The following is an 18,662-nucleotide window of genomic DNA, read 5'->3' on the forward strand; positions in this document are numbered from 1 at the left end:
CCTCCGCGACATCAAACTTTCCATCCGCGCCGGCGGCGGTGCCTTGATCGGCGTGCTGTTCTTCATGACCGTGGTTGCCGTCATCCCCTTCGGTGTCGGCCCCGATCTCAATCTGCTCGCCCGCATCGGCCCGGCGATTGTCTGGATCGGCGCGCTTCTGTCCGCCCTCCTCGGCCTCGACCGGCTGTTTCAGGCAGAACGGGACGATGGCTCCCTTGATCTGATCCTGATGCAGGAAACCCCGCTGGTCCTGACCGTGTTCGTCAAATGCCTGGCGCATTGGGTGGCGACTGGCCTGCCGCTGGTGCTGGCCTCGCCGCTGCTCGGTCTTTTCATGAATATGGACGAAGTGGCAATCGGCGCCGTTATGTTGACCCTTCTCGTCGGCTCACCCGCCATCACCTTCATCGGCGCGGTTGGGGCGGCTGTTGCCGTCGCCCTGCCGCGCGGCGGGCTTCTGGTCTCCATCCTCGTCCTTCCGCTTGCCATTCCTGTCCTGATCTTCGGCGTCAGCGCCTCTTACGCAGCAGTGCAGGACCCGGCACCCTTTATGCCGCCATTTCTCATTCTCTGCGCGATCACGTTATTTTCAGCCGTGACCGGCCCTTTCTTTGCCGCTTTGGCATTGCGCAATGTTATGGATTGATGAAACCGGCCTGACGATCCCCGATTGACAGGGATCAATTGCGGGATGGCCATTCTCGGGTTACACAAACGGCATGAACGAGCAGACTTTCGCCATCACCAAATTCAGCGATCTCGCCAATCCCACGCGGTTTCTGGCGCTGGCATCACGCATCCTGCCCTGGCTCGCAATCCTGACAGCGCTGGTGCTGGCCGCTGGCCTCTATCTGTCCTTCACAACGGAAGGCGATTATCAGCAGGGTTACACCGTGCGCATCATGTATGTGCACGTGCCCTCCGCCTGGCTGGCCATGATGTGCTACACGGTGATGGCGGTTTCGGCCATCGGCACCCTCGTCTGGCGTCATCCGCTGGCGGATGTCAGCCACAAGGCCGCCGCCCCCATCGGTGCCGCCTTCACGCTGATTGCGCTTGTTACCGGCTCGCTCTGGGGCAAACCCATGTGGGGAACCTGGTGGGTCTGGGATGCGCGGCTGACCTCCGTTTTCGTCCTCTTCCTGATGTATCTCGGGCTGATCGCGCTCAATCGCGCCATGGACGACCCGTCCAGAGCCGCCCGCGTCAGCGCCGTGCTGATCCTTGTCGGTTTCGTGAATATTCCCATCATCAAGTTTTCGGTCGAGTGGTGGAACACGCTGCACCAGCCGGCAAGCGTCATCCGCATGGGCGGCTCCGCCATTGATGCGGAATTCCTCTGGCCGCTTCTGACAATGGCAATCGGCTTCACGCTGCTGTTCTTCACCTTGCATATCGCCGCCATGCGCAACGAAATCTGGCGCCGGCGCGTGGCCGCACAGCGGCGTCTCGCCGCCCGCATGGCGAACCGGGAGGGCTGAGGTGATGACGCACGCCTTTTATATCGGCATGTCCTATGCGGCGACCGGTCTTGTCGTTCTCTGTCTCATCGCCTGGGTCGTCATGGACGGTCAGGCACGCAGACGGGAACTGAAGGAACTGGAGGCATCCGGCGTGCGCCGCAGGGCAAGAGCCGGCTCCGCAGGTGACGCGCAATGACGCAGGCCAGCCAGGAACAGGACGCCAAAGCAAAAACAAAGGGTCGCGCACGTTATGCGCTGGCACTGCTGCCGCTTCTGCTTTTCGGCGGCTTTGCCCTTGTCGCCGGCAAGATGCTCTATGACCAGGATGTCAACGGGCTGGATATCAGCGCCATTCCCTCGGCGCTGATTGGCACCAAGGCGCCATCGTTGTCTCTGCCGCCGCTGGAAGGCTCGAACCTGCCGGCGCTCACCGACGCCGCCATCAGCGGCAAGCTGACGCTGGTCAACGTCTTTGCTTCCTGGTGCATTCCCTGCCGTCAGGAGCACCCGCTGCTTCAGGAACTGGCCAAAGACAGCCGCATCACCGTTGTCGGTATCAATTACAAAGACAAGCAGGACAATGCTCTGCGCTTCCTCGGCGAACTCGGCAATCCTTTTGCCGCCATCGGCGTCGACCCGAACGGCAAGGCCGCTATCGACTGGGGCGTCTATGGTATTCCAGAAAGTTATCTCGTCGGTGCCGATGGCACGATCCTTTATAAAAAGGTCGGCCCCTTCGATGCCCGCAGCGTCGAGCGCGATCTTCTGCCGGCCATCACGGCCGCAGCCGGAAACTAGCCGGCCGGCCGCGATACCTCACCCCTTGGAAATTACCCTCAGCGACGGGCCTTCAGCGATCGTCGGAAGACGCGTGCCCTCTAGCACGACCTGATCGCGGCCACCGCGCTTTGCGGCATACAGGCTGTCATCAGCCCGCTTGATGGCGTCGTGGATGGAATGATCTCCCCTCGCGACGGCCGAAACGCCGAAGCTTGCGGTGATCTGTGTCGCCACGCCCCGGTTGCGCCAGTCGAGCGACGAAAGGCCAAGTCGCATGCCATTGGCAAGCTGGCCGGCCACTGCAGCTGTCTGACCGGGCAAAAAGACCACGAATTCTTCACCGCCAAAGCGGGCCACTAAGGCATCCTCGGGCGCATTTCGCCTGAGAAGATCGGAAAGGCCGATAAGGACGATATCTCCGGCGGCATGGCCGTAGACATCGTTGATGCGCTTGAAATGGTCTATGTCACAGACAATGACCACGCCCTGCGGTGTATCGTTACGAAAATCGAGAACGCGCCGGTCGAAACCGCGACGGTTCAGCACATCCGTCAGCGGATCGTGCTCCGCCGCATGCAGGTGCCGGTCAACGGTAACGGAAATCTGGCTCGCAAGCACGGAAAGCGCCAGCAGGAAGCCGAATATGCTCGCGGCAAGCTGCATGTAGAAAGCATAGTCAGATTCGAAGAATTCGCCGAGCTCGACCATCGAGCCGTTCGGCGTCATCACCAGCAGCATCCCGATGCGCACCAGGGTTTCCAGCACCACAAGCGAAGCGATCGCCACCATCAGCCTGTCGGAAAGCGTCACGGGCCGGTTTCGAACGAACCAGATCGGGATGGCAAGCAGCAGGGCACAAACAAAATCACCGACCACCAGTTCGCGTTTCAGATCCGGCGTGATGAAGACATGGAACGATACGAACAAAACCGCCGCAGCCACGATAGACAGTCGCACCGTCGAATAGAGCGGGCGCTCGAAATGAATGAGCAGCGCGTGTCCGTAGAGAAAAAAGGCGGAAAAGAACAACAGGTTCGAGACGATTGCCTGAACTTCAAAAGGCAGCGCACCAAGCACCAGAGGCGTCGCGAAACCGAAAGCCGCCGAAAGATATCCAAAACCCCAGTATCGCGCCGAAGCGTGGCCGATCCTCTGCAGGAACAGGAACACCACACCAAATGTCAGCATGATGAAGGGGAGAAGATAGGCGAAATTATCTTGCACAGTGTTCTGCCGGACGAAAAGACGAGCCTTTGAGCCCGGACACTACCCCAATGCCATTAAGAAAACTTGCATATAGCGCAGGGTTTTCGTGCCTCTCCGGCGAAAATCCCGGCAGGCATGTTCACATTTGCGGGAGCGCGTTCTGCCATTCCTTTATCGCCTCGACTGGCCAGACCAGCATCACGACGTTCAGCGTCAGATTATCGCGGATCAGCCATCCCGTGAAGATTTCGAAGAAGATGGCGATCACCACCGTCAGCCACACCGGCACACGGGCGGCGAAAAGGAAACCCAGCACCATGAAAACCGTATCCATCGCCGAGTTCAATATGCTGTCGCCGGTGTAACCCAACGCCATGGTCGCCGTACGGTAACGATCAATGATAATGGGCGAGTTTTCGAGGATTTCCCATGCCGCTTCCACCAGAACTGCAAGCGAAAGCCGCATGGAAAGCGGCCTGTTGCGGAACAGCAGCCAGGCGAACCAGTAGAACAGGAAGCCATGTATGATATGCGAGGGCGTATACCAGTCGGCCAGATGCTGGGAATTGCCCGGCGTGTTCACACCCGGTTCGAACAGCTTCACATAACCGCATTCGCAAATGGGAATGCGGCCCATGAAATAAAGGATGACGATCTGCAGGAGAAGCAGCCCGGCGGCCACGCCGAACCATTTAAGCGAGCGCGAACGGGAAGCCGACATCTCCGCAATGGTCATTTTTCGTCCTTGTTGAGCGGTTCCAGCGAATGGCGCATGACGAGCGGCATCTGGGCCATGGTGAAGATGATGGTGATCGGCATCGTGCCCCACACCTTGAAGGCAACCCAGGTGTCGGTGGTGAACATGCGCCAGACGACCTCGTTCAGCACCGCAAGAAAGAGGAAGAATACGCCCCAGCGCAGCGTCAGCTTGCGCCAGCCCTCATCCGTCAGCTTGAAGGCCGAGTTGAAGACATAACCCAGCAGCGACTGGCCGAAAAACAGGCCGCCCAGCAGGATGACGCCGAACAGCGTGTTGACGATGGTCGGCTTCATCTTGATGAAAGTATCGTTCTGCAGCCACAGCGTCAGCGCGCCGAACACGAAGACCACGATGCCTGATATCAGCGGCATGATGGGCAGCTTGCGCGTCAGCACCCATGAGACGGAAAGCGCCAGGGCCGTTGCGATCATGAAAAGACCGGTGGCGATGAAGATCGGCCCGCCGAATTCCGTCAGAACAGGGAAAGTGGAGGCCAGCCATTCGCCGCGGGAATTGGCGAAGAAGAACACCATGAGCGGGCCAAGCTCGAGCACGAATTTCAGGAGCGGGCTGATTTCCGCCACCATCTTTTCGCTTTCCTTGGAATTGCTTTCAATATCCATACTCAAACTCCCGCAATGGCCTTGGCGAAATCTTCCGCCTCGAAGGGCTCCAGATCATCAACACCTTCACCCACACCGATAAAATAGACCGGCAGCTTGTGTTTGGCGGCAATGGCAACGAGGATACCGCCCCGCGCCGTGCCATCCAATTTTGTCATAATCAGGCCCGAAACACCCGCGACATTGCGGAATATTTCCACCTGGTTCATGGCGTTCTGGCCGGTCGTCGCATCCAGCGTCTGCAGCACGGTGTGCGGTGCGTCAGGATCGAGCTTGCCGAGCACGCGCACGATCTTTTCCAGCTCCGCCATCAGTTCCGTCTTGTTCTGCAGGCGACCGGCCGTATCGATGATGAGAACGTCGCTTTTCTGCGCCCGCGCCTGTTCATAGGCGTCATAAGCCAGACCCGAGGCATCCGCGCCGAGCTTGGTGCCGATGAATTGCGAGCCGGTGCGGTCGGCCCAGATCTTGAGCTGCTCGATGGCCGCCGCGCGGAACGTATCGCCAGCCGCCAGCATCACCTTGAGGCCGGAGCCGGAAAGCTTGGCGGCAAGCTTGCCGATGGTCGTCGTCTTGCCCGTACCGTTGACGCCGACAACGAGAATGACATGCGGCTTGTGTGAAAGATCAAGCTCCAGCGGCCTGGCCACAGGCTTCAGGACCTTGGTTATCTCGCCGGCCATGATGCGAGCCACATCCTCGCCGCTCACATCCTTGCCGTAACGCTCGGAAGACAGGGCGCCAGTGATGCGCATGGCGGTCTCAACGCCGAGATCGGACTGGATGAGGAGATCCTCCAGCTCGTCGAGCGTATCCTCATCGAGCTTGCGCTTGGTGAAAAGCGCAGAAATCTGTGTGGTCAGCTGCGACGACGTGCGGGCAAGCCCGGCACGCAGGCGCTGAAACCATGTCAGCTTGGCCTGAGGCACTTCCGGAACCGGCTCTTGCCGTTCGCTCGCCGATGAGAAGCCCTTGGGCAAGGATGGTGAAACCACAGAAGGCTCGGCAGCGGCAGCCTCCGCCTCCTCGAGCAGTGCATCCATCGCATCCGCATCGAGCACGCCATCCACAACGTCTGGCAAAGCTTCGACCTGCTCTTCGGCAGCGGCTTCCGCCTGCAACAGCGACAACGGCACGACACCCATATCGCCGGAAAGCTCGGCGCCGGGCAGAAGCGGAGCATCTTCTTCCTCGCCATCATCGGAAAGGACCTCGTCCGGGGCTGGCCCGCCGGCCGTCTCCATCTCCAGTTCGGAAACCGGGTCCTTGTCGACAGGGCCATGCGCTTCGGCGTCGCTCAGCGCCGCTTCGAAGGAGGCGTTTTCATTGCCGCGTTCAGGCGCGGCGTCCTCTTGCGGCCGGTCGTCCGTTTCGGCCTTGTCCTTGCCGAACGAAAAGACTTTTTTGATGAAGCCGAGGGCCATGGTTGTTCCCGTGTCTTTATCTCGTACCGCTTCAGGCCGCGTCAGCCGCCAGAAGCTTCATGTTCAGATGTTTGCCGTTGTGGCCGGTAATCGCAACCTGCGCAAGAGTGCGCGGGGCAAGATGCAGCGCCTCCACCAGCGTGAAATTGTCGGTATGCGCAAAACCGTTGTTTTCAACGAGGATCGTCTGCACCGACCCCACCATATTTTGCAGATGCGCCAGCTTCAGCGCCTCGCCGCGCTCACGGAGCCTTGCCGCCCGCTCCTTCACCAAAGCCCGGTCAAGCTGCGGCATGCGCGCCGCCGGCGTGCCCGCACGTGGGCTATAGGGAAAGACATGCAGGCTGGAAATGCCGCATTCTTCCGCGAGCGTCGCGGCGTTTTCGAACATGTCTTCCGTCTCGGTCGGAAAACCGGCGATCATATCCGCCCCGAAGGCGATATCCGGCCGCAGTGACCGCACCTCGTGACAGAAGCGAATGGCATCTGCCCGCAAATGGCGGCGTTTCATGCGTTTCAGGATCATGTCGTCGCCATGCTGGAGGGACAGGTGCAGATGCGGCATGAAACGCGGCTCATCGGCAATAAGATCCATCAGATGGTGGTCGGCCTCGATACTGTCGATGGAGGAAAGCCGCAGCCGCAGGATGTCCGGCACCTGCTTGAGCAACGTCTTCGCGAGGTAACCTAGGGAAGGCTCGCCCGGCAGGTCCGCGCCATAGCTCGTGGCGTCTACCCCCGTCAGAACGATCTCGCAATAGCCGCTTTCCGTCAGCCTGCGCGCCTGATCCACCACGGCACCCATCGGCACGGAGCGGGAATTGCCGCGCCCATAGGGAATGATGCAGAAGGTGCAGCGATGATCGCAGCCGTTTTGCACCTGAATGAAGGCGCGCACATGCCCGTCTATGTGCTTCACCATCTGCGGCGCGGTCGCCTTGATGCTCATGATATCGTTGACGCGCAGCTTTTCTTCCGCCGAAACACCGAAATCCGGCAGCGCGCGATAGGAAGCACTTTTCAGCTTTTCCTCATTGCCGAGCACCGCATCCACCTCGGGCATCTCGGCAAAGGTCTGTTTTTCCGTCTGCGCGGCACAGCCGGTGACGATGATACGGGCATGCGGATTGTCACGCCTTGCCCGGCGGATGGCCTGGCGCGCCTGGCGCACCGCCTCGCCCGTCACCGCGCAGGTATTGACCAGCACGGCATTGTTGAGCCCGGCCTTTTCAGCCTCCGCCCGCATCACTTCCGATTCATAGGTGTTGAGACGGCAGCCGAAGGTTATGACCTCGACGCCGCTCATACGGCCCCCTGCTCCGCCGCAACATCCCGCGACCATGCGCCGGTGACGGGATCGACGGAACCGGACCATTCCCATTCGGCCGGGCCGGTCATGATGACGTGATTGTCCGCGCGCCAGTCGATGGTCAGCGGCACACGGATGGGGCTGGAGGCGACATCGATGGTAACCTTTCTGCCGGTGCGGCCCGTGCGCGCCGCAGAAACCGCCGAAGCGCAGGCGGCCGAACCGCAGGCGAGTGTCAATCCAGCGCCGCGTTCCCAGGTGCGGGTGCGCAGCGCGCTGTCGGAAATCACCTGCGCCAGCGTGATATTGGCCTTTTCCGGGAACATCGGATGGTTTTCGAGCAGCGGTCCGAAACGTTCAAGATCGAACTCCATCGGATCGCGATCCACCCAGAAAACCGCATGCGGGTTGCCCATGGACATGGCGGCCGGCGAATGGAGGATCGGCGCATCGATTGGCCCAATCTGCAATTCGATGCGGCTGGTATCGTGGAACTCTTCCGAAAGCGGAATGTCGTTCCAGCGGAAACGCGGCAGGCCCATATCGACGGAAATCATGCCGTCGTCATGTTCGACGGCGTTGAGGATGCCAGCCACCGTCTGGAAGGTGAAGCTGGTCTTGCCGGTTTCGGAAGACAGAGCCTGCACCACACAGCGCGTGCCGTTGCCGCAGGCCTGCGCCTTCGTACCATCGCAATTGAGAATATCGATAAATGCATCCGTGCCACTGACACGCGGATCGTGAATGGCCATGATCTGGTCGAACTGGGTCGAAGGATCGGCGTTGAGCGCAATCGCGGCTGCCGGCGTGACCATATCCTTGCGGCCGCGCATGTCGATAACCAGGATCTTGTTGCCAAGCCCGTTCATCTTTGCAAATTCGACCGTATCCGCCATTGCCCTAAACCTGAAAACTGCCTGAAAATCGGATTGCATGGGGGATTTCCCCGCGCTTTCGCCCTATATGGCGGAAAGGCCGGCAAATTACCAGACTGTTACGGCGCAAACGGGGCAGCGATCAGGCGGAAGGCGCGTCAAAAACCTCGCCGGGGCGCATGGGCTGAAAACGGCTCTCATCCACCCCTTGCTCCTTGAGTGCCGCCTTGAGCGCCACGAGCGGGGCGTCCACCGCCTCATCGGTCAGCTGCACGGTGCCCCAGTGATGGCCGCAGACATGCGCCGCACCACAGAGCTTCATGCCTTCCACGGCTTCGGCCGGGTTCTGGTGCTGGCCCTTCATGAACCAGCGCGGTTCATAAGCACCGAAAGGCAGGTTTGCGAGGCGGAAATCGCCGTGCTTCTTGCGCGCGGCGTGGTAGTTGAGGCCTTCGTGGAAACCGGTGTCACCGATATGGTAGATTTTGCCGCCGGGCGTTTCGATGACGAAGGCTGCCCATAATGCCATGCGCCGGTCGTTCAGACCGCGGGCTGACCAATGGTGGCAAGGCTCGAAGTGAATTTTCACTGCGCCCACCTCAATCACATCGTCCCAGTCACCCACTTCGATACGCGCCGCTTCGACACCGGTGCGGATGATGGCATCATTGCCGAGCGGTGTGATGAAGAGCGGCTTGTGCGCCACATGCAGACGCTTCAGCGTTTCCATATCCAGATGGTCGTAGTGATTATGCGTCACCAGCACCAGATCGATGGGCGGCAGATCCTCGAAACGGATGCCGGGAGGATTGACCCGTTTGGGACCGACGAAACTGAACGGGCTGGTCCGCTGCGACCAAACCGGATCGATGAGTATATTCAGCCCCCCCGTCTGGATGAGGAAGGAGGCGTGGCCAATGAAGGTGACACGGATGCCTTTGCCCTCAACCCGGGTTTCCGGCTTCGCAAAGGGAAATGGGCTTGGATAGCTTTCCGGCCAGGTGGCACGCTCGCCATTGAAGCGCCATTTCAGCAGGCCCATGAAATTGCCCGGCGGCGAACCGCCGGGGTTGAAGAAGCGCACTCCGTCGAAATGATCGGAGATCGGGCCGCTATAATAGGCGCTGGCGCTCGAACGACGGGCATAGAGAGCGCCGCCCGCTAAAGCGAGCAGTCCAAGCGTGGAAAAGCGAAAGAAGTTTCGACGGTTCATGCTAAAGGTATAGGGAGCGGAATGGCACCGTTCAAGCGGCACCAATCGCGGCTTGCAGCCGATCACGCAAAGATGAAATGCAGGCTTTGTCGAGCGGACAGCGGCATCGCCTTGACTTTTCCTGCACTTTCCTGTTTATCCCGCCCATCAGCCGGCAGTTTCACGACTCCAAGCCGCCGACCGGGACCCGCAAAGGTATAAAGAGATCCCGGAGGTCAACACCCGACAGCGCGATGCGCCCTCGGGTGCTTTTTGGCTTTGCGTCTTGTTTTTGCCAGCGAAAGCACCGACGTTTCGGAGACCCCGGAACGAAGAAGGAAGAAACGATGTTTGAAAACCTCCAGGACCGCCTTGGTTCCATTCTGAATGGACTGACCGGCCGTGGCGCGCTGACGGAAGCCGATGTTGCCGCCGCTCTGCGCGAGGTTCGCCGTGCGCTCCTGGAAGCGGACGTGGCGCTCGAAGTCGTGCGTTCCTTCACCGACAGAGTGCGTGAAAAGGCTGTTGGTGCCGCCGTCCTGAAGTCCATCAAGCCCGGCCAGATGGTCGTCAAGATCGTTCATGACGAGCTTGTCGAGATGCTCGGCACTGAAGGCGTCTCGATCGACCTGCATGCGGCCGCCCCGGTCGTCATCATGATGGTCGGTCTGCAGGGTTCTGGTAAAACAACCACGACAGGCAAGATCGCCAAGCGCCTGACGGACCGCGAGAAGAAGAAGGTGCTGATGGCATCTCTCGACACGCGCCGTCCCGCCGCACAGGAACAGCTTCGCCAGCTCGGCGTGCAGACCGGCGTCGACACGCTGCCCATTATCGCAAGCCAGTCGCCGACCGATATCGCCGCGCGTGCCGTGCAGGCTGCAAAACTCGGCGGCCATGACGTCGTCATTCTCGACACCGCCGGCCGTACCCATATCGACGAACCCTTGATGCTGGAAATGGCCGACATCAAGAAGAAGTCCAACCCGCATGAAATCCTGCTGGTCGCGGATTCGCTGACCGGTCAGGACGCCGTCAATCTGGCGCGCAATTTCGATGAGCGCGTCGGCATCACCGGCCTCGTGCTCACCCGTATGGATGGCGATGGACGCGGCGGTGCGGCCCTCTCCATGCGTGCCGTCACCGGCAAGCCGATCAAGCTGATCGGTATCGGCGAGCGCATGAACGAACTCGACGAGTTCCATCCGCGCCGTATCGCCGACCGTATTCTCGGCATGGGCGACATCGTCTCGCTGGTCGAAAAGGCCGCCGAAAACATCGATGCGGAAAAAGCCCGCGCCATGGCCGAAAAAATGGCCAAGGGCAAGTTCGACCTCAACGATCTCGCCGACCAGCTTGGCCAGATGAAGAAGATGGGCGGCATGGGCGGCATCATGGGGCTGATGCCCGGCATGGCCGGCATGAAGGACAAGATGGCTTCGGCCGGTATGAACGACAAGATGTTCGACCGCCAGATCGCCATCATCTCCTCCATGACCAAGGCGGAACGCGCCAATCCCGATATTCTGAAGCACAGCCGCAAGAAGCGCATCGCCGCCGGTTCCGGCACGGATGCCGCTGAAATCAACAAGCTTCTGAAGATGCATCGCGGCATGGCCGACATGATGAAGGCCATGGGCGGCAAGGGCAAAGGCGGCATCATGAAGCAGATGATGGGTGGCCTTGCCGGCAAGATGGGCCTCGGTGGCCTTGGCGGCGGCATGCCTGATCTGTCGAATATCGATCCGAAGCAGCTCGAGGCGCTCCAGAAGCAGGCGGAAGCCGCCGGTCTCGGCAAGCCGGGCGCAATGCCCGGTCTTGGTGGTCTGCCGGGCGGATTGCCGGGTCTGGGTGGCGCCAAGCTGCCCGGTCTTGGCGGCATGCCGGGCCTGCCCGGCTTTCCGAAAAAGAAGTGAGGGGGACACCAGTGAACAATGCAGAGGTGAAAGCCCAGCTTTCCGAATACCGCCAGTCGATCGACAATATCGATGCCGCACTGGTTCACATTCTTGCCGAACGTTTCCGCTGTACCAAGGCGGTGGGCGTGCTGAAGGCAAAGTACAATTTGCCGCCGGCCGACCCGGCGCGCGAGGAATACCAGATCGAACGCCTTCGCCGCCTGGCGAAGGATGCCAATCTGGACCCGGATTTCGCCGAGAAGTTCTTGAACTTCATCATCAAGGAAGTCATCCGGCATCATGAAGCAATCGCCGCCGAACATGGCGGCACCGAAAAGACCGCCTGAACGGCGGACAAGCCATCCTAAGGAGTAAATTACATGGCACTGAAAATTCGTCTCGCACGCGGTGGTTCCAAGAAGCGCCCGTATTACCAGATCGTCGTTGCTGACGCCCGTTCGCCCCGCGACGGCCGTTTCCTCGAGAAGGTCGGTTCCTGGAACCCGATGCTCGGCAAGGACAACCCGCAGCGCGTTGAGCTGAAGGCTGACCTCATCAAGGAATGGATCGCCAAGGGCGCACAGCCGACCGACCGCGTTCTGCGCTTCCTCGCTGAAGCCGGTCTTGCCGAGCGCGCCGCTCGCAGCAACCCGGAAAAGGCAAAGCCGGGCAAGCGCGCTCTGGAGCGCGTTGCTGAAAAGAAGCAGAAGGCTGAAGATGCAGCCGCTGCTGCTGCGGAAGCCTCTGCTGCAGAATAATCTGCACGGAAACTTTTGAAGAACGGGTGGCGTGGTTTTCCATGCCGCCCGTTTTTTGTTTATTTTGGCGTCAACAAACCTTAAAGCTGACGCAACCAACACCAGAAGACGGACGGCCCGATGGCAAAGCTGGAAAACCCGGTACTCATGGCAAAGATCGGCGGCGCACAGGGCCTGCGCGGCGAAGTCCGTGTCAGCACCTATACGGCCGATCCGATGGCGCTCGGCGATTATGGCAATCTGGTTACCGCCGATGGCCGCATCTTCGAAATTCTGGAAGTCCGCGAGGGCAAGAATGTCGTCGTTGTTCGTTTCAGGGGCATCAATGACCGCAATGCGGCGGAGAGCCTGAACGGTCTGGAACTGTTCGTCGACCGCGACAATCTGCCTGACGACGAGCTCGACGATGACGAGTTTTATTATGCCGATCTCGAAGGGCTGGAAGCCGTCGATGCGGAAGGCAAAAGTTATGGCGCCGTTAGCGCCGTCTATGATTTCGGCGCGGGTGACCTGCTGGAGCTGAAAGGTGCAGGCCGTCGCCCTGCCCTCATTCCCTTTTCGGAAGCAGCCGTGCTGGAAATCGACCTCGAAGCTGGTCGCATTCTCATCGATCCGATGGCCGCCGGCCTGATCGATAATCCTGACGACAAGGACGAAACCGGCGCATCGCCGTTCGGCAAGAAATAAAGTCATGACCTTCAAGGCTACCGTTCTGACGCTCTACCCGGAAATGTTTCCGGGGCATCTCGGATATTCTCTGGCGGGCAAGGCGCTCGAGCGGGGGCAATGGTCGCTGGACGCCGTACAGATCCGCGAATTCGCCACCGACAAACACAGAAGCGTCGATGACACGCCGGCAGGCGGCGGTGCCGGCATGGTGCTGAAACCCGATGTGCTGGCAGCCGCCATCGACCATGTTTCGGATGGCGGTGCACGGCCGCGCCTGCTGATGAGCCCGCGCGGCAAGCCGCTGTCGCAGAACCGCGTGCGCGAACTGGCAGCGGGTGAAGGTGCGATCATCGTCTGCGGTCGCTTCGAAGGCGTCGACCAGCGGGTGATAGAGGCGCGCGGGCTGGAGGAAGTGTCGATCGGCGATTACATCCTCTCCGGCGGCGAGCCGGCGGCGCTGACGCTTCTTGACGCCGTCGTCCGTATCCTGCCGGGCGTCATGGGCAACGATCTTTCCGGCGTGCATGAAAGCTTCGAGGGCGGGCTGCTGGAACATCCGCATTATACCCGCCCGCAGGTCTGGGAAGGCCGCGATATTCCTGCCGTCCTCACCTCCGGCAACCACGCCGTCATCGACAAATGGCGGCACGAGCAGGCGCTGGCGTTGACCAAGGAAAGACGCCCCGACCTTCTTGAGAAGGCTCAGGCCGAGAAGAAATAATAGGCGGTCAGCACCAGCCCGACCGCAATCACCAGCCAGCGGATGATCCATTGCGGCACCCGCCGTGCCGTATGCACCCCCGCATAGCCGCCAAGTGCGGCCGCGGGGAACATGATGAGCGCTGCCCACCAGGACACAACGCCGCCGCTGACGAAGATCGTGATTGCAATGACGGCAATCACGACTGACAAGAGGTTCTTCAGCGCGTTCAGATGATGGTAGCTGCCACCCGAGGTTATTCCGAGGATGGCCAGCATCATGATACCCATGCCGGCGCCGAAAAAGCCGCCATAGATGGAAGCAAGCCCCTGAAAGACAAGGCTCGGCAGATTGCCGGGCGAACGTTCCGCACTCGCCTTCGGTCGCAGCCATGGGCCGGCGGCGAAAACGGCGGTGGCTGCCAGAAGCAGCCACGGAACCAGCTGACGGAAGGAAGGATTGTCGAGCGACAGCAGCAGAAGCGATCCGGCCAGCCCGCCAACAACGGAAACGACAGACAGGAGGATAGCCTCCCGCCAATGGGCGCGGATTTCCGGACCATAGGCGATTACGGACGTGATGTAGCCCGGAAACTGCACGATCGCCGATGTGGCATTGGCGACGATGGGTGGCAGGCCGGCCAGCGTCATCGCCCCGAAGGTCAGGAAGGTGCCGCCACCGGCAATCGCATTGACGACGCCCGACAGAAAGCCTGTGGCAAACAGCATGACAACGATGAATATGGACATGGCCCCTCCCAAGGTTCCCATGCCATATCCGGCAGCAAGCCGCTTCGCAACCGCCTGAGCACGGCGCATAATTGATAAAATATTGTCATGAAAGGGATGACAAATGGCGCATCCTCGTGTATGTGCCCGCGTGGAAATGGGAAATATCCCAACCGAAAGCAAAGAATGGCGAACCCGCTCCTGCCGCAAGGCATGGTCTGAAGGCATTGACCGACAGACGAAACGTTGAGCGCTCTGGCTGTTTCAGAAGAAATCAGAGGTTAACATGACCAATATCATTCAGCAGCTGGAAGCCGAACAGGCTGCCAAGATCGAAGCAAAGCGTACCCTGCCTGAGTTTTCTCCGGGCGACACGCTGCGCGTAAACGTGCGCGTTACCGAAGGTAACCGTACCCGCGTTCAGGCTTACGAAGGCGTTTGCATCGCCCGTTCCGGCGGTGGCCTTTCCGAAAGCTTCACCGTTCGCAAGATTTCCTACGGCGAAGGCGTCGAGCGCGTATTCCCGATCTACTCCCCGCTGGTCGAAGGCGTTGAAATCGTTCGCCGCGGTAAGGTTCGCCGCGCGAAGCTCTACTACCTGCGCGACCGTCGCGGCAAGGCTGCCCGTATCGTTGAAAACACCGGTACCCGCGCACGCAAGCTGAACGAGTCCGAGCGCCAGGCCGTCGCCGAAGAAAAGGCACGTCTGGAAGCCGAAAAGGTAGCAGCAGCACAGGCTCTCGCCGCCGAGAAGGCAGCAGCCGAAGCCGCAGAAGCCAAGGCAGCGGAAGAAGCAGCAAAGGCTGCGGAAACCGCAGCGGAATAAGATTTCCATCTAGATGGATTGACGGAAAGGCGGTTCTCGGGCCGCCTTTTTTGTTGTCCCGAAATGTCGGGGCGATCAAGAAAGCGGTGTAGCGGGACCATCCCGCTCAAGCCCATTACCCATCAAAATACATCGGCCAACCGAGTCCAAAAAACAGATTGCTTTAGGTCATACTCGAACAGCATTGCCTAATTTCACTTATTGTGCAATTTTCATGCAGTTTTAGGTGTTGATATGCTTTTTTTTAATTCTTTTTTAACAAAAAATAAGAGAGCTTTTTTTGCTGTTGGTCTTGCCAGCGCATTGATGAATATACTTCATCTTTCAGGTTCTCTCTTCATGCTGGAGGTCTATGACCGCATCTTGCCGAGCAAGAGTATTCCGTCTCTTGTGGCTCTGGTCGTCCTCCTTGTGGTCCTCTATGCCTTTCTGATGGGCTTTGATGTTTTGCGAGGCCGGATATTGGCGCGCATCGCGGACAATATGGATGACGCGCTCAATCAAAAGCTTTTCAGAGCCTCGATCAGTGCACCGCTTGTCGCCTCCGCCAAAGTCGACGGGCTACAGATCGTCGGCGATCTCGATCAGATACGGCAGTTTCTTTCAGGTCCGGGGCCCGGCGCTTTTTTTGATATTCCCTGGCTGCCGATCTATCTGCTGATCTGTTTCGCCCTGCATCCCTGGATCGGCTTCGCCGTGCTTGGCGGCGCGGTGGTCCTTGTCATGCTGACGCTTCTGACCAATTGGCTGACCGAAAGGGCGACCAAGCAGGCTTACGCCGTGCGTGGACAGAGAAACGCACTGGTCGGCAGCAGCCAGCGCAACATCGAATCCGTCAAAACCATGGGCATGATGGGGGCCGTGACATCGATGTGGGACGAGCTGCATTACCAGTATCGCGCCGTCACCCTGTCGACCTCCGATACCGCAGGCATGCTCGGCGCCATTTCCCGAACATTCCGGCTGCTGCTGCAATCCGGCGTCATGGCCATCGGCGCAGTGCTGGTCATCGACGGCAATGCATCCGCGGGCAGCATCATTGCCGGCTCTATCCTTTCGGCAAAGGCGCTCGGCCCTGTCGAACATGTCATTGCAAACTGGCGCAGCTTCATGACTGCGCGGCAAGGCTGGAAACGCGTCAACGAATTTCTTGAAATGACGCCTGAGCCCGCTCCGCCGCTTTCCCTGCCGCGTCCGCAATTCACCGTCGCCGTCGACCGGGTGACCGGCGGTCCGCCCAATGGGGCACGCGATACCGTTGCCGATATTTCGTTCACATTGAATGCGGGCGATGGTCTTGGGATCATTGGCCCCAGCGCCTCCGGTAAATCGACGCTGGCACGCCTCATAACCGGTATCTGGCCCTATGAGCGCGGCTCCGTGCGCTTCGATGGGGCGGCATTGAACCAGTGGGATTTCGAAGTTCTCGGCAAATCCATCGGTTATATGCCCCAGCAGGTGGAACTGATGCCGGGAACGGTGGCGCAGAATATTGCCCGCTTCGATCGCAATGCAACGGCGGAATCCATCGTTGCCGCCGCCAAGGCCGCGCAGGTGCATGAGCTGATCCTCAACCTGCCCAATGGCTACGATACCTATATTGGCGACCGCGGAGAGGCATTGTCGGGCGGGCAGAAACAGCGCATCGGCCTTGCGCGCGCACTTTTCGGCGAACCTTTCTTCGTGCTTCTCGATGAGCCGAACTCCAATCTCGACAGCGAAGGCGAGGCAGCCCTGCGCAATGCCATCGCGGACATCCGGGCGCGCGGCGGTATCGTTGTCGTCATTGCCCATCGCCCGAGCGCCATCGAAAGCATCAATCTTGTGATGGTGATGAGCAATGGCCGGATGTTCCGTTTCGGCACCAAGGAAGAGGTGCTCGCGCAGATCCTGCGACAAAACATCCATCAGGTACCGGCAGCAGAGGAAGAAACACGCAAGATCGAAAACCGGGTGAGCGAAAATGGCTGAGATGAAACAAGCCAATACGACGAATGCGTCTATCCTCACACACTCGGCAGCAGTGATCCTTCTGGCGATAGGCCTTCTGGTCGGATTGGGAAGCTGGGCGGCTCTGGCGAAACTTGCTGGTGCGGTTGTCGCAAGCGGCCGGGTTGTTGTCGAAGGCAACTCCAAAAAAATCCAGCATCTCTCGGGCGGTATCGTCAGCGAGATCGATGTCGCCGAAGGCGACAGGGTGGAGGCTGGCCAGGTTTTGCTACGCCTCAGCTCCACGATCGTTCAGGCCAACCTGTCCATTGTCGAGAACACGCTGGCGCAGCTCTATTCACGCCGGGCGCGTCTGGGGGCGGAGCTTGCCGAGGCATCATCTTTCACTGTCCCGGAAAATCTTGAGGCCCTGACCAATTTAAAGGCTGCAAAGACTTTCATCGATAGTGAACAGAGCCTCTTCAACAGTCGTCGCAACGCGCTGAGCGGCATGAAAAAACAATTGGCGACACGCAAGGATCAGCTCGCCGACGAGGCGCGCGGTCTAAGCGTTCAGGTGGAGGCAACCGACAACGAGCTTGCCATCGTCAAGGAAGATGTTTCCAAGACGCAGGAGCTTTACAAGAAGGGGCTCGTCACGCTTCAGCGTCTCAACCTGCTAAAGAGGCAGCTTTCCAATCTCGAAGGTCAGCAGGGCCAGTATATGGCCGCACGTGCCCAGACGGTCGGCAAGCTGAGCGAACTGGACCTGCAATTGCTTCAGCTTGACGAGGACCGCAAGTCCGAGGTGACCAAAGACCTGACCTCGATCGAAGCGACCGTGGCGGAATATGAAGAGCGACTTGCGGCAACACGCGACCAGCTGGATCGCCTCGATATTCGCTCACCGATCGCAGGGCGCATCTATCAGCTCTCGGTACACAACATAAACGGCGTCATCCAGCCGGGTGAAGTTCTGATGCTGGTGGTGCCGGAGAAGGAAGAACTCGCAATCGAAGCCAACATAGTTCCCAGAGACATTGACCAGATCTACGTCGGACAACCGGTGACCATTCGGTTCACGGCATTCAATCAAAGTACCACGCCGGATGTCAGCGCGGAGGTCGCCGTCGTCGCTCCCGACCTGCAGACGGATTCCCGAACCGGAACGTCGTATTACTCGCTGCGCATCAAACCAAGCAAAGCTGGAATGGAGCATATACCAGGCGGAAGATTATACCCCGGCATGCCTGCTGAAGTATTTATACAGACAAGCGAAAGGAGTGTTCTTTCTTATTTTGTAAAACCATTCCAGGACAGACTTAAGAAGACTTTTGTTCAGGAATAAATAATTTACATATACGCAATAATTTGATAAAAATTTATCGAAAATACTGATAGTATTTATTTTTCTAAAAAATGAATTAATATATTGTACTGTTATTTTTTATGGATTAAATATCACATACATTTTTGTCCAAAAGTAAATTTCACATCATTTCATTCTTAAAAATTTATAGGA

General features: G+C 59.1%; 20 protein-coding genes. 12 read left to right on the top strand and 8 right to left on the bottom strand.

Features of this window, described 5'->3' with window-relative positions; all coding sequences use genetic code 11:
* The 4 genes from ccmB to AGR13A_RS13380 form a co-directional block, all read left to right on the top strand.
* A partial coding sequence (gene ccmB, locus AGR13A_RS13365) for a heme exporter protein CcmB (RefSeq protein WP_080836150.1) occupies positions 1-646 on the top strand: 646 nt, incomplete at its 5' end.
* Positions 647-719: 73 nt separating this feature from the next.
* On the top strand, positions 720-1,481 hold the full coding sequence (locus tag AGR13A_RS13370; RefSeq protein WP_080836152.1) for a heme ABC transporter permease: 762 nt from the start codon (positions 720-722) through the stop codon (positions 1,479-1,481).
* Positions 1,482-1,485: 4 nt separating this feature from the next.
* Positions 1,486-1,659 (top strand): heme exporter protein CcmD, encoded by a 174-nt coding sequence (gene ccmD, locus AGR13A_RS13375; protein ID WP_080836155.1) that lies wholly within the window; start codon positions 1,486-1,488, stop codon positions 1,657-1,659.
* Positions 1,656-2,261, top strand: a complete 606-nt coding sequence (locus AGR13A_RS13380) for a DsbE family thiol:disulfide interchange protein (protein WP_139786055.1) — start codon at positions 1,656-1,658, stop codon at positions 2,259-2,261. The genes ccmD and AGR13A_RS13380 overlap by 4 nt, the downstream gene beginning before the upstream one ends.
* Before the next feature lie 18 nt (positions 2,262-2,279).
* On the opposite strand, the gene AGR13A_RS13385 is transcribed toward AGR13A_RS13380, so the two are convergent.
* From AGR13A_RS13385 to AGR13A_RS13415, 7 genes are all read right to left on the bottom strand, one after another.
* Entirely contained in the window at positions 2,280-3,467 is a 1,188-nt protein-coding gene (locus AGR13A_RS13385; RefSeq protein WP_167377496.1) for a GGDEF domain-containing protein, read from the bottom strand.
* Between the two features lie 121 nt (positions 3,468-3,588).
* Positions 3,589-4,185, bottom strand: coding sequence for a DUF2585 domain-containing protein (locus tag AGR13A_RS13390; protein WP_080836157.1), 597 nt, complete (start codon positions 4,183-4,185; stop codon positions 3,589-3,591).
* Positions 4,182-4,832, bottom strand: coding sequence for a septation protein A (locus AGR13A_RS13395; RefSeq protein WP_035221720.1), 651 nt, complete (start codon positions 4,830-4,832; stop codon positions 4,182-4,184). The genes AGR13A_RS13390 and AGR13A_RS13395 overlap by 4 nt, the downstream gene beginning before the upstream one ends.
* Positions 4,833-4,834: 2 nt before the next feature.
* Positions 4,835-6,256: a signal recognition particle-docking protein FtsY gene (gene ftsY, locus AGR13A_RS13400; RefSeq protein WP_080836159.1), complete on the bottom strand. Its 1,422-nt coding sequence runs from the start codon at positions 6,254-6,256 to the stop codon at positions 4,835-4,837.
* A 31-nt stretch (positions 6,257-6,287) separates the two neighbouring features.
* Positions 6,288-7,562 (bottom strand): tRNA (N(6)-L-threonylcarbamoyladenosine(37)-C(2))-methylthiotransferase MtaB, encoded by a 1,275-nt coding sequence (gene mtaB / locus AGR13A_RS13405; protein WP_080836163.1) that lies wholly within the window; start codon positions 7,560-7,562, stop codon positions 6,288-6,290.
* On the bottom strand, positions 7,559-8,461 hold the full coding sequence (gene dapF / locus AGR13A_RS13410) for a diaminopimelate epimerase (protein ID WP_080836866.1): 903 nt from the start codon (positions 8,459-8,461) through the stop codon (positions 7,559-7,561). The genes mtaB and dapF overlap by 4 nt, the downstream gene beginning before the upstream one ends.
* Before the next feature lie 121 nt (positions 8,462-8,582).
* Positions 8,583-9,653 carry an MBL fold metallo-hydrolase gene (locus AGR13A_RS13415; RefSeq protein WP_080836165.1) on the bottom strand — a complete coding sequence of 357 codons (1,071 nt, stop codon included), beginning with the start codon at positions 9,651-9,653 and terminating at the stop codon, positions 8,583-8,585.
* A gap of 326 nt (positions 9,654-9,979) precedes the next feature.
* Here AGR13A_RS13415 and ffh point away from each other — a divergent pair, with 326 nt between their 5' ends.
* The 5 genes from ffh (at position 9,980) to trmD (ending at position 13,678) form a co-directional block, all read left to right on the top strand.
* Entirely contained in the window at positions 9,980-11,548 is a 1,569-nt protein-coding gene (gene ffh, locus AGR13A_RS13425; protein ID WP_080836167.1) for a signal recognition particle protein, read from the top strand.
* A gap of 11 nt (positions 11,549-11,559) precedes the next feature.
* On the top strand, positions 11,560-11,877 hold the full coding sequence (locus tag AGR13A_RS13430) for a chorismate mutase (RefSeq protein ID WP_003492497.1): 318 nt from the start codon (positions 11,560-11,562) through the stop codon (positions 11,875-11,877).
* 33 nt (positions 11,878-11,910) lie between these two features.
* Complete coding sequence (gene rpsP, locus AGR13A_RS13435; RefSeq protein WP_035221728.1) at positions 11,911-12,288, top strand: 30S ribosomal protein S16; 378 nt, start codon at positions 11,911-11,913, stop codon at positions 12,286-12,288.
* 120 nt (positions 12,289-12,408) lie between these two features.
* A complete protein-coding gene (gene rimM, locus AGR13A_RS13440) occupies positions 12,409-12,975 on the top strand; it encodes a ribosome maturation factor RimM (RefSeq protein WP_035221730.1) in 567 nt (188 codons plus the stop codon).
* A 4-nt stretch (positions 12,976-12,979) separates the two neighbouring features.
* Positions 12,980-13,678, top strand: coding sequence for a tRNA (guanosine(37)-N1)-methyltransferase TrmD (gene trmD, locus AGR13A_RS13445; RefSeq protein ID WP_080836169.1), 699 nt, complete (start codon positions 12,980-12,982; stop codon positions 13,676-13,678).
* On the opposite strand, the gene AGR13A_RS13450 is transcribed toward trmD, so the two are convergent.
* Positions 13,660-14,406 carry a sulfite exporter TauE/SafE family protein gene (locus AGR13A_RS13450; protein ID WP_080836172.1) on the bottom strand — a complete coding sequence of 249 codons (747 nt, stop codon included), beginning with the start codon at positions 14,404-14,406 and terminating at the stop codon, positions 13,660-13,662. The genes trmD and AGR13A_RS13450 overlap by 19 nt on opposite strands.
* A gap of 265 nt (positions 14,407-14,671) precedes the next feature.
* On the opposite strand from AGR13A_RS13450, the gene rplS reads away from it, so the two are divergent.
* The 3 genes from rplS to AGR13A_RS13465 all read left to right on the top strand — a co-directional run bounded on the left by rplS (position 14,672) and on the right by AGR13A_RS13465 (position 18,488).
* Positions 14,672-15,211, top strand: a complete 540-nt coding sequence (rplS, locus tag AGR13A_RS13455; protein WP_003492508.1) for a 50S ribosomal protein L19 — start codon at positions 14,672-14,674, stop codon at positions 15,209-15,211.
* Between the two features lie 234 nt (positions 15,212-15,445).
* The gene (locus tag AGR13A_RS13460; protein ID WP_080836173.1) at positions 15,446-17,182 is read left to right on the top strand and encodes a type I secretion system permease/ATPase; all 1,737 of its coding nucleotides are present in this window, start codon (positions 15,446-15,448) and stop codon (positions 17,180-17,182) included.
* Positions 17,175-18,488 carry an HlyD family type I secretion periplasmic adaptor subunit gene (locus AGR13A_RS13465; protein WP_080836175.1) on the top strand — a complete coding sequence of 438 codons (1,314 nt, stop codon included), beginning with the start codon at positions 17,175-17,177 and terminating at the stop codon, positions 18,486-18,488. The genes AGR13A_RS13460 and AGR13A_RS13465 overlap by 8 nt, the downstream gene beginning before the upstream one ends.
* The last annotated feature ends 174 nt before the right edge of the window (positions 18,489-18,662 follow it).

It is taken from the genome of Agrobacterium genomosp. 13 str. CFBP 6927 (assembly GCA_900012615.1).
GTDB lineage: Bacteria > Pseudomonadota > Alphaproteobacteria > Rhizobiales > Rhizobiaceae > Agrobacterium.

What these genes read in the sequence shown, in the direction of transcription:
- ftsY (WP_080836159.1), bottom strand. Translation starts at nt 6,256, where the DNA reads ATGGCCCTCGGCTTCATCAAAAAAGTCTTTTCGTTCGGCAAGGACAAG.
- trmD (WP_080836169.1), top strand. Translation starts at nt 12,980, where the DNA reads ATGACCTTCAAGGCTACCGTTCTGACGCTCTACCCGGAAATGTTTCCG.
- rplS (WP_003492508.1), top strand. Translation starts at nt 14,672, where the DNA reads ATGACCAATATCATTCAGCAGCTGGAAGCCGAACAGGCTGCCAAGATC.
- rimM (WP_035221730.1), top strand. Translation starts at nt 12,409, where the DNA reads ATGGCAAAGCTGGAAAACCCGGTACTCATGGCAAAGATCGGCGGCGCA.
- AGR13A_RS13395 (WP_035221720.1), bottom strand. Translation starts at nt 4,832, where the DNA reads ATGGATATTGAAAGCAATTCCAAGGAAAGCGAAAAGATGGTGGCGGAA.
- ccmD (WP_080836155.1), top strand. Translation starts at nt 1,486, where the DNA reads ATGACGCACGCCTTTTATATCGGCATGTCCTATGCGGCGACCGGTCTT.
- AGR13A_RS13415 (WP_080836165.1), bottom strand. Translation starts at nt 9,653, where the DNA reads ATGAACCGTCGAAACTTCTTTCGCTTTTCCACGCTTGGACTGCTCGCT.
- AGR13A_RS13380 (WP_139786055.1), top strand. Translation starts at nt 1,656, where the DNA reads ATGACGCAGGCCAGCCAGGAACAGGACGCCAAAGCAAAAACAAAGGGT.
- rpsP (WP_035221728.1), top strand. Translation starts at nt 11,911, where the DNA reads ATGGCACTGAAAATTCGTCTCGCACGCGGTGGTTCCAAGAAGCGCCCG.
- AGR13A_RS13370 (WP_080836152.1), top strand. Translation starts at nt 720, where the DNA reads ATGAACGAGCAGACTTTCGCCATCACCAAATTCAGCGATCTCGCCAAT.
- AGR13A_RS13465 (WP_080836175.1), top strand. Translation starts at nt 17,175, where the DNA reads ATGGCTGAGATGAAACAAGCCAATACGACGAATGCGTCTATCCTCACA.
- AGR13A_RS13450 (WP_080836172.1), bottom strand. Translation starts at nt 14,406, where the DNA reads ATGTCCATATTCATCGTTGTCATGCTGTTTGCCACAGGCTTTCTGTCG.
- AGR13A_RS13390 (WP_080836157.1), bottom strand. Translation starts at nt 4,185, where the DNA reads ATGACCATTGCGGAGATGTCGGCTTCCCGTTCGCGCTCGCTTAAATGG.
- AGR13A_RS13460 (WP_080836173.1), top strand. Translation starts at nt 15,446, where the DNA reads ATGCTTTTTTTTAATTCTTTTTTAACAAAAAATAAGAGAGCTTTTTTT.
- ffh (WP_080836167.1), top strand. Translation starts at nt 9,980, where the DNA reads ATGTTTGAAAACCTCCAGGACCGCCTTGGTTCCATTCTGAATGGACTG.
- mtaB (WP_080836163.1), bottom strand. Translation starts at nt 7,562, where the DNA reads ATGAGCGGCGTCGAGGTCATAACCTTCGGCTGCCGTCTCAACACCTAT.
- dapF (WP_080836866.1), bottom strand. Translation starts at nt 8,461, where the DNA reads ATGGCGGATACGGTCGAATTTGCAAAGATGAACGGGCTTGGCAACAAG.